Annotated in this window: 12 protein-coding genes and 6 tRNA genes; 17 read left to right on the top strand and 1 reads right to left on the bottom strand. The window is 43.7% G+C overall.

All coding sequences use genetic code 11. The features are described from left to right. Positions 1-4: 4 nt before the first annotated feature. The 12 genes from ACXAH2_RS13110 to ACXAH2_RS13165 all read left to right on the top strand — a co-directional run bounded on the left by ACXAH2_RS13110 (position 5) and on the right by ACXAH2_RS13165 (position 7,544). A tRNA-Glu gene (locus tag ACXAH2_RS13110) sits at positions 5-80 on the top strand. 71 nt (positions 81-151) lie between these two features. Next, a tRNA-Gly gene (locus ACXAH2_RS13115) sits at positions 152-226 on the top strand. Between the two features lie 28 nt (positions 227-254). Continuing rightward, a tRNA-Glu gene (locus tag ACXAH2_RS13120) sits at positions 255-330 on the top strand. A 64-nt stretch (positions 331-394) separates the two neighbouring features. After that, positions 395-470 (top strand) — tRNA-Glu (locus ACXAH2_RS13125). A gap of 34 nt (positions 471-504) precedes the next feature. After that, positions 505-579: transfer RNA gene (locus ACXAH2_RS13130), tRNA-Gly, on the top strand. Positions 580-609: 30 nt separating this feature from the next. Then, positions 610-685: transfer RNA gene (locus ACXAH2_RS13135), tRNA-Glu, on the top strand. 49 nt (positions 686-734) lie between these two features. Beyond that, entirely contained in the window at positions 735-1,571 is an 837-nt protein-coding gene (gene pabC / locus ACXAH2_RS13140) for an aminodeoxychorismate lyase (protein ID WP_475079099.1), read from the top strand. Then, entirely contained in the window at positions 1,558-2,589 is a 1,032-nt protein-coding gene (gene mltG / locus ACXAH2_RS13145) for an endolytic transglycosylase MltG (RefSeq protein WP_475079101.1), read from the top strand. The genes pabC and mltG overlap by 14 nt, the downstream gene beginning before the upstream one ends. An 11-nt stretch (positions 2,590-2,600) precedes the next feature. Then, positions 2,601-3,245 carry a dTMP kinase gene (tmk, locus tag ACXAH2_RS13150; protein ID WP_475079102.1) on the top strand — a complete coding sequence of 215 codons (645 nt, stop codon included), beginning with the start codon at positions 2,601-2,603 and terminating at the stop codon, positions 3,243-3,245. Then, positions 3,242-4,177: a DNA polymerase III subunit delta' gene (gene holB, locus ACXAH2_RS13155; RefSeq protein WP_475079103.1), complete on the top strand. Its 936-nt coding sequence runs from the start codon at positions 3,242-3,244 to the stop codon at positions 4,175-4,177. The genes tmk and holB overlap by 4 nt, the downstream gene beginning before the upstream one ends. Before the next feature lie 7 nt (positions 4,178-4,184). Next, on the top strand, positions 4,185-4,991 hold the full coding sequence (locus ACXAH2_RS13160; RefSeq protein WP_475079104.1) for a TatD family hydrolase: 807 nt from the start codon (positions 4,185-4,187) through the stop codon (positions 4,989-4,991). 102 nt (positions 4,992-5,093) lie between these two features. Beyond that, a complete protein-coding gene (locus ACXAH2_RS13165; protein WP_475079105.1) occupies positions 5,094-7,544 on the top strand; it encodes a Lon protease family protein in 2,451 nt (816 codons plus the stop codon). A 4-nt stretch (positions 7,545-7,548) separates the two neighbouring features. On the opposite strand, the gene ACXAH2_RS13170 is transcribed toward ACXAH2_RS13165, so the two are convergent. After that, entirely contained in the window at positions 7,549-7,833 is a 285-nt protein-coding gene (locus ACXAH2_RS13170; RefSeq protein WP_475079106.1) for a hypothetical protein, read from the bottom strand. Between the two features lie 245 nt (positions 7,834-8,078). Here ACXAH2_RS13170 and ACXAH2_RS13175 point away from each other — a divergent pair, with 245 nt between their 5' ends. The 5 genes from ACXAH2_RS13175 (at position 8,079) to ACXAH2_RS13195 (ending at position 13,692) form a co-directional block, all read left to right on the top strand. After that, on the top strand, positions 8,079-8,510 hold the full coding sequence (locus tag ACXAH2_RS13175; protein ID WP_475079107.1) for a cytochrome b562: 432 nt from the start codon (positions 8,079-8,081) through the stop codon (positions 8,508-8,510). 59 nt (positions 8,511-8,569) lie between these two features. Beyond that, positions 8,570-8,917 (top strand): hypothetical protein, encoded by a 348-nt coding sequence (locus ACXAH2_RS13180; protein WP_475079108.1) that lies wholly within the window; start codon positions 8,570-8,572, stop codon positions 8,915-8,917. A 108-nt stretch (positions 8,918-9,025) separates the two neighbouring features. Further along, positions 9,026-10,099 (top strand): AraC family transcriptional regulator, encoded by a 1,074-nt coding sequence (locus ACXAH2_RS13185; protein WP_475079109.1) that lies wholly within the window; start codon positions 9,026-9,028, stop codon positions 10,097-10,099. A 131-nt stretch (positions 10,100-10,230) separates the two neighbouring features. Next, entirely contained in the window at positions 10,231-12,000 is a 1,770-nt protein-coding gene (locus tag ACXAH2_RS13190) for an acyl-CoA dehydrogenase (RefSeq protein WP_475079111.1), read from the top strand. Positions 12,001-12,042: 42 nt separating this feature from the next. Next, positions 12,043-13,692: an electron transfer flavoprotein-ubiquinone oxidoreductase gene (locus tag ACXAH2_RS13195; RefSeq protein ID WP_475079113.1), complete on the top strand. Its 1,650-nt coding sequence runs from the start codon at positions 12,043-12,045 to the stop codon at positions 13,690-13,692. Positions 13,693-13,810: the final 118 nt, after the last annotated feature.

A 13,810-nucleotide genomic window follows, 5' to 3' on the forward strand; every position in this document is an offset into this window, starting at 1 on the left:
TTGTGTCCCATTCGTCTAGAGGCCTAGGACACCGCCCTTTCACGGCGGTAACAGGGGTTCGAACCCCCTATGGGACGCCACTTACTTTTTTGTAGAGTTAATCTGCAATGCCATTAGGGCAGGGCGGAGATTGTTGAAATGCAATCGATAGGCGGGAATAGCTCAGTGGTAGAGCACAACCTTGCCAAGGTTGGGGTCGCGAGTTCGAGCCTCGTTTCCCGCTCCATTTTCACACTTTAGTAAAAGTGTATTGTGTCCCATTCGTCTAGAGGCCTAGGACACCGCCCTTTCACGGCGGTAACAGGGGTTCGAACCCCCTATGGGACGCCACTTACTTTTTTATAGAGTTAATCTGTAATATCCTCCAATGAGGAGGGTGTTGATTTACTGATGTGTCCCATTCGTCTAGAGGCCTAGGACACCGCCCTTTCACGGCGGTAACAGGGGTTCGAACCCCCTATGGGACGCCACTTTATCAAGTGTCAATTGATTGACTTTTAATTTGCGGGAATAGCTCAGTGGTAGAGCACAACCTTGCCAAGGTTGGGGTCGCGAGTTCGAGCCTCGTTTCCCGCTCCATTTCGTCACTTTTTCATAAAAGTGCATTGTGTCCCATTCGTCTAGAGGCCTAGGACACCGCCCTTTCACGGCGGTAACAGGGGTTCGAACCCCCTATGGGACGCCATCTATTTTTGCGCTATCATAGCTGACTTTTATTATTGAGCTAATTAGCCATGACTTGGTTTATAAATTACACATCTGATATGTCCATTTTGCCAGCAGACCGCGGTCTGGCCTACGGTGATGGTGTGTTTGAAACCATTCATGCCAAGCCTAACTGTTTTTACAACCTATCTAATCATTTAACACGCTTATATCTAGGCTTAGAACGACTCGGTATGGCGTTTAATAGTTATGATAAAACGCGTTTAGAAGGTTTTCTTCAAGAGCAAATTTTACCTCTCATAAAACAAGATCAGGTATTAAAGATACTGGTATCAAGAGGTGCGGGTGGTCGTGGTTATTTGCCGCCTGAGCAAGCGACACATACAGTGGTTATTGGGATAATGGACTTTCCGGATTACCAAACCATACAGAATCATGGCGTCGCCATTACCGTTTCGCCAGTCCCTTTAAGTGAAAATGTTTATTTGGCTGGCATAAAGCATCTGAATCGACTTGAACAAGTGTTAGCAAAACAACATCTTAGTAGCGATTATTTTGAGGCTTTGATGTTAAATGCTAATGGTAAAGTTATTGAGGCCATTCAAAGTAATGTATTTTGGTTTAAGAATGGGCAACTCTTTACACCAGTATTAGACCAAAGTGGTGTAAAAGGAACCTTAAGACAAGTCATATTGGATATTGTCAATGGCCAGAATCTTCATACTGTTCAGCAAAATAACTTTGGATTAGAGGATCTTCTGGGGGCAGAAGAGATTTTTATTTGCAATAGTTTGATGAAAATCGTGCCTGTTGTGAGAGTTGATCAGAAAACATTTTCCATTGGAAATAACACATTGAATTTACAAAGATTATTGCAAGCTAAGGAAATGCATGACGTACGTTAAGTGGTTATATAGAGTGGCTTTTTTAACGGTTACTCTATTAGCCGTTGCTGCTGTTTATCTGTATTCAGGGGTGACGACTCCTGTCAATATAGAGTCAGAAACGAAATTTGAAGTCGTTAAGGGTGATAATGCATACAGTTTGGGGCAAAGACTTGCGCAAGCTGATATCATACCTGAAGCATACTGGACCAGAATTGCAGCAAAGCTGCAATCTGAATGGGTGCCTAAAGTAGGTGAATATGCCATTAAGCCTGGTTCCTCTTTGATGGATGTGATGGCGCTATTTGATTCTGGTGAGTCGATTTTTTATGACATCACATTACTGGAAGGGAAAACAATGCGAGATTACCTTCAGGTAATGAGTGAAAAAGGTAATATCGAAATGACGTTACTTGGCTTGTCGAACGAAGAGATCGCACAAAAATTGAATTTGCCTGTTTCTCACCCAGAAGGGCAATTTTTCGCCAATACCTATCGTTATCATGATGGTGATACGGATGTCAGCATACTAAAACATGCCAATGAGTTATTGGTAAATACCTTGGATATGTTGTGGCAATCTAAAGCAGAAGGTTTGCCTTATAAGACTCCATATGAAGCCTTGATAATGGCATCCATCATAGAGAAAGAAACGGCGGTTCCAGCCGAGCGCCCCTTAATAGCAAGGGTGTTTATCAGTCGCCTACAAAAGCGTATGCGTTTACAAACCGATCCTACGGTAATTTATGGCTTAGGCGATGAATACGATGGCAATATCACGCGACAGGATCTTAAATCTTTTTCACCCTACAATACCTATCGAGTGTTTGGTTTACCGCCGACACCTATCGCTAATGTTGGCCGCGAAGCCATTTCAGCGGCTTTGCAACCCGGTCAGACTAAGGCTTTGTATTTTGTGGCTAAGGGGGATGGTTCTCACGCCTTTTCAAATACCTTAAAAGAACATAATCGGGCAGTACGTCAATACCAATTTAAACGTCGTGAAGATTACCGTTCCACACCGCAAGAAATAGAGTAAAAGGCGATACAATGAAAGGCAGATTTATAACGTTAGAAGGTGGCGAAGGCAGCGGTAAATCAACTGCCATAGAATCCATTCAAGATTGGTTGGATGCGCGCAACATTTCTTTCATAATGACTCGTGAACCAGGTGGTACGCCATTGGCAGAAGACATTCGTCAATTGATTTTGCAAAGCCGTGAGGAAAAAGTGAGTGACCTGACAGAATTACTTCTTGTCTTTGCTGCGCGTGCTCAACATATAGCAGAAAAAATACAGCCTGCTTTAGCAAATGGTGTGTGGGTCATCAGTGATCGTTTTTTGGATTCGTCTTATGTCTATCAAGGTGATGCCCGCGGCGGAGATAAAAGCATGATAGACACTTTGGCGTCATGGGTGGTTGCAGAAAGCCAGCCTGATGTTACCTTGCTGTTGGATGTGCCAGTGGAGGTTGGTCAGCAGCGCGTGGCACAACGTCAGCAACAAGACAGATTGGATAAAGAGTCTTTGGCCTTTCATGAAAAAGTGCGCCAAGGTTTTTTGTCGCGAGCTAAATTAGAACCTAACCGAGTCAAAGTGATAGATGCCAGTCAGTCCATAAACGCTGTTAAAAATGATATTGCTGCTCAGCTTGATCAACTTGCCATAACATGGCAAGTAGGATCTACTCTATGATCATTGCTCCTTGGTTAGTGGATAATCTTCAACAGGTTCAGCAGTTAAAGCTCTCAGGCAGCTTGTCCCATGCATTGTTAATTACTGGTGCCGAGGGTGTTGGTCAAGAGCCTTTGGCCTATGCTATGGCAAAGGATTTTATGTGTGAAAGCCAGCAAGCCAGCGCTTGTGGCCAATGTCACTCTTGTCACTTGATGGCGGCGGAAACCCATCCTGATTTTCGTGTACTAGACGGAGAAGAAGGGGTGATTAAAGTAGATCAAATTCGCAGTTTGATCCAAAAAATCACCCAAAAGCCACAAGTGGGACAAACTAAAGTGGTGCTTATCCGTCATGCTCAAGCAATGAATATAAATGCCGCTAATGCCCTGTTAAAAGCTCTTGAAGAACCTGCCGATAACACCTATTTTTTACTAACCAGTTCACAATCTACTAGCTTACTAGCAACGATTCGTAGTCGTTGTTTATTAGTCAGTGTGCCGACTCCCAATCAGCAAACTGTTGAAGCTTGGTTGAGTCAGCAGCCTGATAAGCAAACTTTAAACGAATTATTTTGGTTGACGACTCAACCATTTCGGTTATTAGCGATTGATAAGCAAGGTAAGACCGAGCTTTATGCAGAATTGCCTCAAAAACTGGTGTCCTTACTGCAACAAGGTTCGTCTATTTCAGAGATTCTAAAAGGTGTTGATGCGCAAAACATAATGGATTATTGCAATGGCTTGGCTGCTATATTACACCAATGTTTATGTCATTCAGCGGGGGCGCCATTGCACCCTGCCTTGCAAGAAATATATGGCCATTTGCTGTTGAGAATGGGGATTCGCCCTTTAATAGCGCGATATCAAGCTCTACAAAATTTAAAGGCAGACCTTCAAAAAACCAATTTAAACCCCAGTATGCAATTAACAAAAGAATTAAATCAGTGGTAGGCGAACTATGTTGATCGACACTCATTGTCACTTGGATATGTTGGATCTAACGCCATACGATAATAATCTAGATGGCGCAATGGATGCCGCACATCAACAAGGTGTGCGACAAATGCTGAGTATCTCAGTGGATTTGAAAAAAATAGACACTATTCTGGCCTTTACCAAGCGTGCTGGAGTTTATGCAAGTTGTGGTGTGCATCCGTTGCAAACAGATGGGTTACTGAGTGATAAAACACAACTCATTGAGCTTGCTCAACACCCTAAGGTGATTGCCTTAGGAGAAACCGGTTTAGATTACTTCTATGAAAAATCTGAGGCCATTCATTTGGCTCAGCAGGAAAGCTTCAAGCATCATCTCATAGCGGCTGGTGAGCTGGACTTACCTGTGATAATTCATACCCGTGAAGCCAAGCAGGATACTTTGTCGTTGATTCGTCAACATGGCAATCCAACATCCGCAGGGGTGTTGCATTGTTTTACCGAAGACTATGAGATGGCAAAGGCCGCTGTAGATGAAAACTACCTGATTTCCATTTCTGGAATAGTGACCTTCAAAACCGCACAAGATCTAAAAGACACAGTTCGAAAACTGCCTCTTGAGTCTTTGATTGTGGAAACGGACTCCCCTTATTTGGCCCCTGTGCCGTATCGCGGTAAGAAAAATGAACCAAAATACGTTTCTGAAGTGGCTCAATATGTGGCTGATCTAAAAGGCATTCGTTATGAAGCTTTGCTCGAAGCAACGGCCGCTAACTTTCACCGAGTCTTTAAGCGAACATCAGTCGATAATCAGTTGCAGCTTAGTGCATAATGTTGATTGAACGCTCAAATATTAGTGTAAATTATTGATTACCAACAGACTTAATGTCTGGCAAGCTGATCAATGCTTGTTTTCTGATAAGGATACTCCTTCATGTCAAACCTGGTTACTGCTTTACCGTATGAAGCTTTAGCAGCAAAAGTACCTGCTGATCATCTAGCGTTTAACACGTTACAAGATATCGATCCCCTAAGTGGTATTTTGGGTCAAGAGCGAGCAGTGGAGGCTATCCAATTCGGCGTTGCGATGCAGCGTCCCGGTTACAATATTTATGCCATGGGGGATTCTGGCACAGGGCGTTCGTCCTATGTTATGAGCTATTTGAAAAGTGAAGCGAAACGACGCTCAGCACCTAGCGAATGGGCCTATATAAATAATTTTACCGAAAGCCATCGTCCCAAAGCCATTGAATTTGAGCCCGGTATGGCATCCGAGTTTGAAAAAGAAATACGGGGCTTAATCGATGGTTTGATGGCAACTTTTCCTGCCGCATTTGAAAACCCATCGTATCAGCAGCAAAAAAGTGTCATCGATCGTGCGTTCAATGACAGATACGAAGCGGCTATCAACCGAGTAGAGCGGGTGTCTGGTAAGATTGGTGTCGCCATGTTCCGTGATGCCTCATCTGTCAGCTTCGCGCCCATGAAGGATGGCAAGGCATTGGAAGAAAATGAATTTGCAGCCTTGACCGATGAAGAGCGTGATGCTTTTCAGGAAGGGGTTTCCACCTTAGAAGGCTTATTAAACGAAGAACTGCTCGGCCTTCCTCAATGGAAGCGTGAAACCTATGATTTATTGCGTCAATTGAATCTGGATACGGTAAAAGAAGCGCTTGATCCATTGTTGCAACCTTTGTTGGACAAATACCAACAAAATGAGGCCGTCACAGAATATTTGACGGCGTTACGTGCGGATTTGGATAAAGTCATCATAGATCAAGTGACTGACGACAAAGTGACGGACAATCGTGATGAGGTAGGGCGACGTCAGATGTACGAAGATTTGTATCTGCCTAATATTGCGGTCACCCATAAAGTCGATGGCGGTCAGCCTGTAATTTATGAGTCGCATCCTACCTATCGTAATTTGTTTGGTCAGGTGGAACACAGTAGCGATCAAGGCATGTTGATTACCAGCTACCGCTTGATTCGTTCCGGCAGTTTGCATGCTGCAAACGGTGGTTACTTGATACTGGATGCGGAGAAATTACTTACAGACCATTATTTATGGGAAGCCTTGAAGCGAGCTTTAAAAAGTAAAACCCTAAAAATCGAGCACCCTTATTCGGATATTGGCTTGATGAACACCACTACTTTGTCACCACAAGACTTGCCATTACAGGTGAAAGTGGTGTTGATTGGCTCGCGGGATATTTATTATTTGCTACAAGATGCGGACCCTGATTTCCAAGAGATGTTTCGGGTGTTAGTTGATTTTGATGACAGTTTAAAGCGCAATAAAGATTCCGAACTGGCCTTTGCGCGCCTGATGAAAGATCGAATTGAAAAAGAAGAATACGCAAATGTTACCCGCGATGGGGTGGCGGCTCTGATTGAATACAGCAGCCGGTTGGCAGAACATCAACGTGAAATGGCTGCCAAAATAGGGGATGTGTTTGAATTGCTGGGTGAGGCCGATTTTGTTCGTCAAATGGCGAAGGATGACATCATCACCGCAGAACACGTGCAACGTGCTCTGAAAGCGAAAAAGCATCGTACCGGTCGAGTCAGTGAAAAAATCATTGAAGAGATTATCGAAGGTACTGTCTTGTTGGAAAGTGATGGTTATGCCGTGGGTAAGATTAATGGTTTGACCGTTATGCAAATTGGTGACAGTAGTTTTGGTGCACCGGCGCGTATTTCCACTACTGTGTATCCTGGTGGAAAAGGCATTATCGATATTGAGCGGGAGTCGAATCTAGGTCAAAACATTCACTCAAAAGGCGTGCTGATCTTATCTGGTTATCTAGGCAACAAATACGCGCAACGTTTCCCTTTAGACATTTCGGCTTCTATTGCCATGGAGCAAAGTTATGGTTATGTGGATGGTGACAGTGCGTCTACCGCCGAATTATGTTGCTTACTGTCTGCCTTAATTCAAGTGCCTTTACGTCAAGATTTGGCCATTACTGGCTCGCTCAATCAGTATGGTGAAATACAAGCCATTGGTGGCGTAAACGAAAAAATTGAAGGTTTTTTCAATGTCTGTCGAGCCCGTAAATTGACTGGCCAACAAGGGGTGATTATCCCTAAATCTAACGCAAATAATCTCATGTTAAATGACGACATTATTGACGCTGTAAAACAGGGGTTGTTTCATATTTATGCCATTGAAACCGCTGATCAGGCCTTGCATTTGCTGACGGGAATTGAACCCGGTGTGGCAGACGAAAATGGCGATTACCCTGAAGAGACTTTATCTTATAGGGTAATCGAACGGTTGGAAGAAATATCCAAATTAGGTGATGACGAAGACGAAGAAGATCAGGAAGAAGACGCTAAGCCAGAAAGTGACAGCAAGAAGCCATTATTAGAAAAAGCATAATATATTAATGCTTACCATTGGTACGTTTAATGATTTGAGCTTCACATTTAGAATTCACCAGTGAAAAAACAGTGTAATAGAGGTCGTCAGATTTTACGTAAAGGTAACTGGCGACTTCTTTGCGTTTGCTGGGTAAATGTCTTTTAAGTACCATGGCGCGCTTGAAGGTTTTTCCGGCAACGTATTTTTGAGCGACTTCATCTGAGGCCGCTTTTGCATCTTGATCTGGGCATTCCGCCAAACTTAATGAGCTGCTTAAAATAACCAGCCAGCCAAGTAATATTTTCAACCTTCCACTCTCCCTCTCGCTTGCGCTTATCTCGATATGTGTTCTGACTCATCGGTAGACACATTATTGAACTCGATAGAAATACTAGTGTCTATCAATGAATCAATGCTATGTTAGTCAATGTGGGAATCTAAGGAAGGTGCGCATCAATCTTTACACTGAAATCAGTGAGTGAAATCAGTGAGTGTATTCGCACCTTGCTAAACTATATTATCAATCAACGGGTGAATAAAAGGGTATTTATCATGAAAAAAAGTTTGCTGGCCGGTGCACTTTTTACTGTTTTTCTGTCTTCAGCGACTTTCGCGCATGGCAGCTGTGATGATACGGCATTACATGGTTATATGCAGGACATAAAAAGCGATTTACGTGGTTTGTCGAGCGAAGTGAAGGCGGGTGATAATCAAGCTGCCTTACAATATCTTGATGGTTTGATTGCGGCCTTTGAAAAATCACGTGATGTGCGACCTCATCAATTTGAAATGGAAGGTCTTAAAGGTCAAGCTCTTCAAGATGCATCGCAAGAATATGTTACTTTGATTGATGAAACCCTTAAAACCTTAGACGATTTGAGCGTGGCCTTAGCGGCAAACGATACCTCTTCAATTCGTCAGTTATTGGGCGAAATGGGGCAGCATCGTAAGGCAGGCCATAGAGCCTTTAAAGGAAGTTGTTAAGCCACAGATGACCTAAGCTTTATTCGCTGTTACAATGCGCGCGTTAAAGAGAGGAAATTATGGCTCGAGTGAAAAAGTCACGCTCCATGCGTGGAAAACTGGGTAAAACGGGTTCAAAAGAGATGATGAAGGAGCAAAATAAAGCTCGTAAAGCATCATCTCTGCGCCGATTTGCCGCTAAAAAAGCAAAACAGCGTAAAGATCAAGCGCATAAAAAATTAGAGCGTTTAGGGCTTTTGCCAGAGAAAGAAGAGGCCGTACAAGCTGTTCGTCCTCGTCGTTTTGTTTTCGTTAAGCCGGATAGTGAAAAGCCGCAAGACGACAAAACGTCTAATGCCGCAATCATCACTGACAGTGAAGATTTATCAGTTGATGAGTTGCTATCTGCATTTACAGAAGAAAATTAAGCAAAAGCATGTAAAATGAGAAAGGCTGCAAATGCAGCCTTTTTTTATGTTTTGTCCGTATACTTAACAACTTACCGACTACTGTTTACAAAAACTAAGGTGATAAGATTGAAAGCTTCTGTTCCTATGTCGAGTGTCCGCTATCTTTTAAAAGCAGTAGAGAAGCAAGGGCTTGATCAGGACGCGGTTTTAGAAAGTCTAGAAATAACGCCGGATGAATTAAAGCAAAACGATACATTTTCTGCTTACCGATTTGGCATGTTATATCAAAAACTCATGTGGCTAATGCAGGACGAATCATTTGGCATGCTCAGCGGCGGTAAAATTCCAAATGGCGCATTTCGGATGATGTGCTTATCCATTATTCATGCTCGTAGTTTGGCTCATGCCTTGTATCGTTGCAGCGACTTTTATGAGATTTGTCGCGGCCCTACCATAAAACCTGTGTTGATCAAAAAAGGGCGTTTTGCCTTGGTGACTTTTGGTCCATTGAGTTCGTCTGACCAAAACATTGAACACTTAGTGACGCCCGAGTCCAATGAGCAGCTAAGAACCACCTTGTCTATGTGGCATCACTTTATTTGCTGGTTAATTGGCCGTCGTTTGCACCTAAAGGCAGCGTATTTTACCAATGAAAGACCGGATGATGTGGAATATTACAAAACCCTTTTCCAATCGGAAGTGAAGTTTAATCAGCATGCCAATGCATTAGTCTTTCCCGCCAGTTATTTAGACATGCCAATTGTACAAACAGAGGACAGTCTACGCGGCTTTTTAAAAACCGCGCCTTATCAGTTATTGGTGATGGTAGAAAATGATAACAGTTTGAAGTCGCAAGTGATGGCTATGCTAGGTAAAGACTTTTCCCGTGAAATGCCCAGTGCAGATGAAGTGGCCAGTGCGCTGAATATGAGCGTGTCTACTTTGCGTCGTCGTTTGAATGACGAGCAGACCTCGTATCAACAGATTAAAGATGAGTGCCGTAAAGAAGCAGCCATCACTTATATGAATGCGCCACAGCTCAGTATTAATGATATTGCGGCATTAATGGGCTTTGATGAACCAAGTGCATTTTTCCGTTCATTTAAAAAATGGACTGGAATGACTCCCGGTGAATACCGAAAAAGTGAGGAATACTTAAAGTTTGGCAAAGAGATGAAGCACCCAGATAACAGGCACTAAGATGCTGTTGCAAGCCTGTTTGAATGGAATTGTTAGAAATATAGGTTAGAAATGTTATTGAGGAATTGGCTTTCTTTTTCCATTCTATAGGGTATGCATCCGCTCGGATAAACTATACCGGAGAATAAAAAATGAGCGACTATCAATATCCTGTTAATGATATTTTGTTTAGCCTTCTTTCTGTTGCTGATATTAATAAGTTGGCCCCTTACCTTGAAGAGCCAGTCGATCAAGCGCTGTTAGAAGCCATTCTAGGCGAAGCTGGCAAGTTGGCGGAGCAAGTCATTGCACCAATCAATGCCAGCGGCGACAACGAAGGTTCACGTGTTGAAAATGGTGAAGTGTATGAAGCCAAAGGTTTTAAAGAAGCTTTTAAAGCCTACACGGAAGGCGGTTGGGTTGGCCTTTCTGGTGACCCTGAATACGGTGGTCAAGGCTTACCTTCTTTCATTGCCACAGCGGTCAATGAAGGTGTTCAATCGGCAAATCTTGCCTTTTCTCTGTGCCCTTTATTAAGTCATGGGGCAATCGAAGCCATTAGTCATCACGCCAGTGATGCATTAAAGGCGCAATATCTTCCAAAAATGCTCAGCGGTGAATGGGCCGGCACCATGAATCTAACCGAGCCTTCCGCTGGCTCTGATCTTGCTGCGATTGCTTGTAAAGCCACACCGGATGGCGACGCTTATCGCATCAAGGGGCAAAAAATCTACATTACATGGGGCGATCATCAAATGAGCGATAACATTATTCATTTGGTATTAGCTCGCCTTCCTGACGCACCTGAGGGCGTTAAAGGGATTTCGCTATTCCTAGCACCAAAATTCTTATTGGACGATGCTGGAGAGCCTTCACAACGTAACGATGTGCAAGTGGTTTCTGTGGAGCATAAGTTGGGGATTCATGCATCGCCAACTTGTGTGATGAGTTTTGGTGAAGAGGAAGGGGCGCTAGGTTATTTGGTTGGCGAAAAGCATCAGGGCTTAAAAGCCATGTTCACTATGATGAACAATGCTCGACAAGGGGTTGGTTTGCAGGGACTTGCTATCGCAGAGCGTGCTTATCAACAAGCACTGTCTTATGCCAAAGAGCGCAAGCAAGGCATGAAAGCAGATCGCTCAGGCAAAGCCTTCATCATTGAACACCCGGATGTATTGCGCATGTTGATGACCATGAAATCGCAAATTGATGCTATGCGCTCTTTGATTTATGTCGCTGCTATCGAGAATGACCTGTCTCATCTTGCCGATGGTGAAGTAAAAGCCAAAGCGGATGCCAGAACCGCACTCTACACTCCTATTGTTAAAGGTTGGATTACTGAGCAGGCTCAAGAAATCACTTCGTTAGCCATTCAGGTGCACGGTGGTATGGGCTTCATCGAAGAGACAGGGGTCGCACAACATGCTCGTGATGCTCGAATCTTACCTATCTATGAAGGCACCAATGGTATTCAAGCAATTGATTTAATAGGTCGTAAACTTTACGCCGATAAAGGCGCCGCTATGCAGGATTTGTTGTCCGAAATGACGACTGATCTAGAGCAGTGGAAAGCCTCTGACATAGAGGTACCACTGGTCAAACTAGGACAAGCTTTAGAGCAAGCACAACAAGCAACGGAACATTGTTTATCAGCCATGCAAAAAGACACTACATTGGGCACAGGTTCGGCCTATGCTTATATGATGCTAATGGGTTACGTGATTGGCTCTTGGTTGCAAATCAAAGCCCTAGTTGCCAGTCAACAAGACACTCAGATGGACGTTAAGCAAAAACAATCTTGGCGTCAGTCGGTGATCTTTTATTGCGATCATATTTTACCAAGAGCAAATGCATTCTATCTGGCCATTGAGTCTGGCCGTGAGTCGGTAGAGGTGTTGAGTGAAGCGAGTTTTGCGCGTTAATATCGCGACATAACAAGAATAATGCCGTTGTTGGGAGGCAGTATGATAGACAGAGAAGTGATGGAGTTTGATGTGGTGATTGTGGGTGGTGGTCCAGCAGGCCTTTCCACTGCGTGCCGCATCATGCAAAAAGCTCAGGCTGATGAAAAAGAAATTAGCGTTTGTTTGGTTGAAAAAGGGTCTGAAATTGGCGCTCACATTTTATCCGGCGCGGTTGTTGACCCAAAAGCCTTAACTGAGTTGTTCCCAGATTGGCAGGAAATGGGTGCACCACTTGAGACCAAGGTAAATGTGGACGAGCTGCATTGGCTGAGCTCAGAAAGTGCCGGTCGTCAGCTAAGCAGTTGGATGATGCCAAAAACACTGCACAATGAAGGCAACTACATCATCAGTCTTGGTAATCTTACACGTTGGTTGGCTGAACAAGCTGAAAATCTAGGCGTTGAAGTGTTCCCTGGCTTTTCAGCGGCACAGTTGTCTTATGATGACGCTGGTAATGTTGAAGGCATTATCACTGGCGACATGGGGATTGGAGCAGATGGCTCAGAAAAAGACAGCTACATGCCAGGTATGTTGTTAAAAGCCAAATACACCATTTTCTCAGAAGGTTGTCGAGGTCATTTGGGTAAAGAGCTTATTGCTCAATACAAACTTGACGAAGGTAAAGCGCCGCAGCATTACGGTCTGGGCATTAAAGAGCTGTGGGATGTGCCAGCAGAAATGAGTAAGCCAGGTACAGTCATTCACACTGCGGGCTGGCCATTAGGTAAAGAGGCTGGCGGTGGTGGTTTCTTGTACCACCTAGAAAACAATCAGGTCGTAGTTGGATTGATTGTCGATTTAAATTTTAAGAACCCATATTTGAGTCCTTATGATGAGTTTCAGCGTTACAAGCATCACCCATTAATTGCTAAACATCTTGAAGGCGGAAAACGCGTTTCCTATGGTGCACGAGCAATCGCCAAAGGTGGTTGGTCTTCGCTGCCAAAACTCAGCTTCCCTGGTGGGCTGATTATTGGTTGTGATGCAGGAACCCTTAACCCTGCGAAAATCAAAGGAACGCATACCGCTATGAAAAGCGGCATGATTGCTGCTGATACCGTTTATGAGGCTTTGCAAGCGGACACCTTTGTGGCTGAGCTTGCTCATTTCGATGAGGTTTTAGCGTCGTCTTGGTTGGGTAAGGAATTGCAACAGGCGCGCAACTTTGTTCCTGTGATGCATAAACTTGGTACTTTCTGGGGCGGTGCGTATAACTGGTTAGATCAAAACATCTTTGCAGGTAATCTTCCTTTTACCTTCAATGATATGACGCCAGACTACGCTTGCCTTGAGACGGCTGATAAACATACTGCCCCTGATTATAAAAAACCGGATGGCTTATTGAGCTTTGATAAATTGTCTTCGGTATTTTTATCGAATACCAATCATGAGGAAGATCAGCCATGCCACTTGCGCTTGGCCGACGATAATATTCCAATCGATACCAACTTACCAAAATTTGCTGAGCCTGCTCAGCGATATTGTCCGGCTGGTGTTTATGAGGTGATTGAGGCAGAGGGTGAATCGAGTTTCCAAATTAATTCACAGAACTGTATTCACTGTAAAACCTGCGACATCAAAGATCCATCACAGAATATTACTTGGGTAACGCCAGAGGGCGCTGGCGGTCCAAACTATCCAAATATGTAATTCTCTAGTCATTTCTAAACACAACAAGGAGGCATTGCCTCCTTGTTTTCTTCTATATTGTCACTGGATTTAAAAATTTCTCTGGATGATAATAAATCCTTATTCAATAAGGAGTCTT

This window comes from Marinomonas sp. ABL3_031 (assembly GCF_056161265.1).

What these genes read in the sequence shown, in the direction of transcription:
- pabC (WP_475079099.1), top strand. Translation starts at nt 735, where the DNA reads ATGACTTGGTTTATAAATTACACATCTGATATGTCCATTTTGCCAGCA.
- mltG (WP_475079101.1), top strand. Translation starts at nt 1,558, where the DNA reads ATGACGTACGTTAAGTGGTTATATAGAGTGGCTTTTTTAACGGTTACT.
- tmk (WP_475079102.1), top strand. Translation starts at nt 2,601, where the DNA reads ATGAAAGGCAGATTTATAACGTTAGAAGGTGGCGAAGGCAGCGGTAAA.
- holB (WP_475079103.1), top strand. Translation starts at nt 3,242, where the DNA reads ATGATCATTGCTCCTTGGTTAGTGGATAATCTTCAACAGGTTCAGCAG.
- ACXAH2_RS13160 (WP_475079104.1), top strand. Translation starts at nt 4,185, where the DNA reads ATGTTGATCGACACTCATTGTCACTTGGATATGTTGGATCTAACGCCA.
- ACXAH2_RS13165 (WP_475079105.1), top strand. Translation starts at nt 5,094, where the DNA reads ATGTCAAACCTGGTTACTGCTTTACCGTATGAAGCTTTAGCAGCAAAA.
- ACXAH2_RS13175 (WP_475079107.1), top strand. Translation starts at nt 8,079, where the DNA reads ATGAAAAAAAGTTTGCTGGCCGGTGCACTTTTTACTGTTTTTCTGTCT.
- ACXAH2_RS13180 (WP_475079108.1), top strand. Translation starts at nt 8,570, where the DNA reads ATGGCTCGAGTGAAAAAGTCACGCTCCATGCGTGGAAAACTGGGTAAA.
- ACXAH2_RS13190 (WP_475079111.1), top strand. Translation starts at nt 10,231, where the DNA reads ATGAGCGACTATCAATATCCTGTTAATGATATTTTGTTTAGCCTTCTT.
- ACXAH2_RS13195 (WP_475079113.1), top strand. Translation starts at nt 12,043, where the DNA reads ATGATAGACAGAGAAGTGATGGAGTTTGATGTGGTGATTGTGGGTGGT.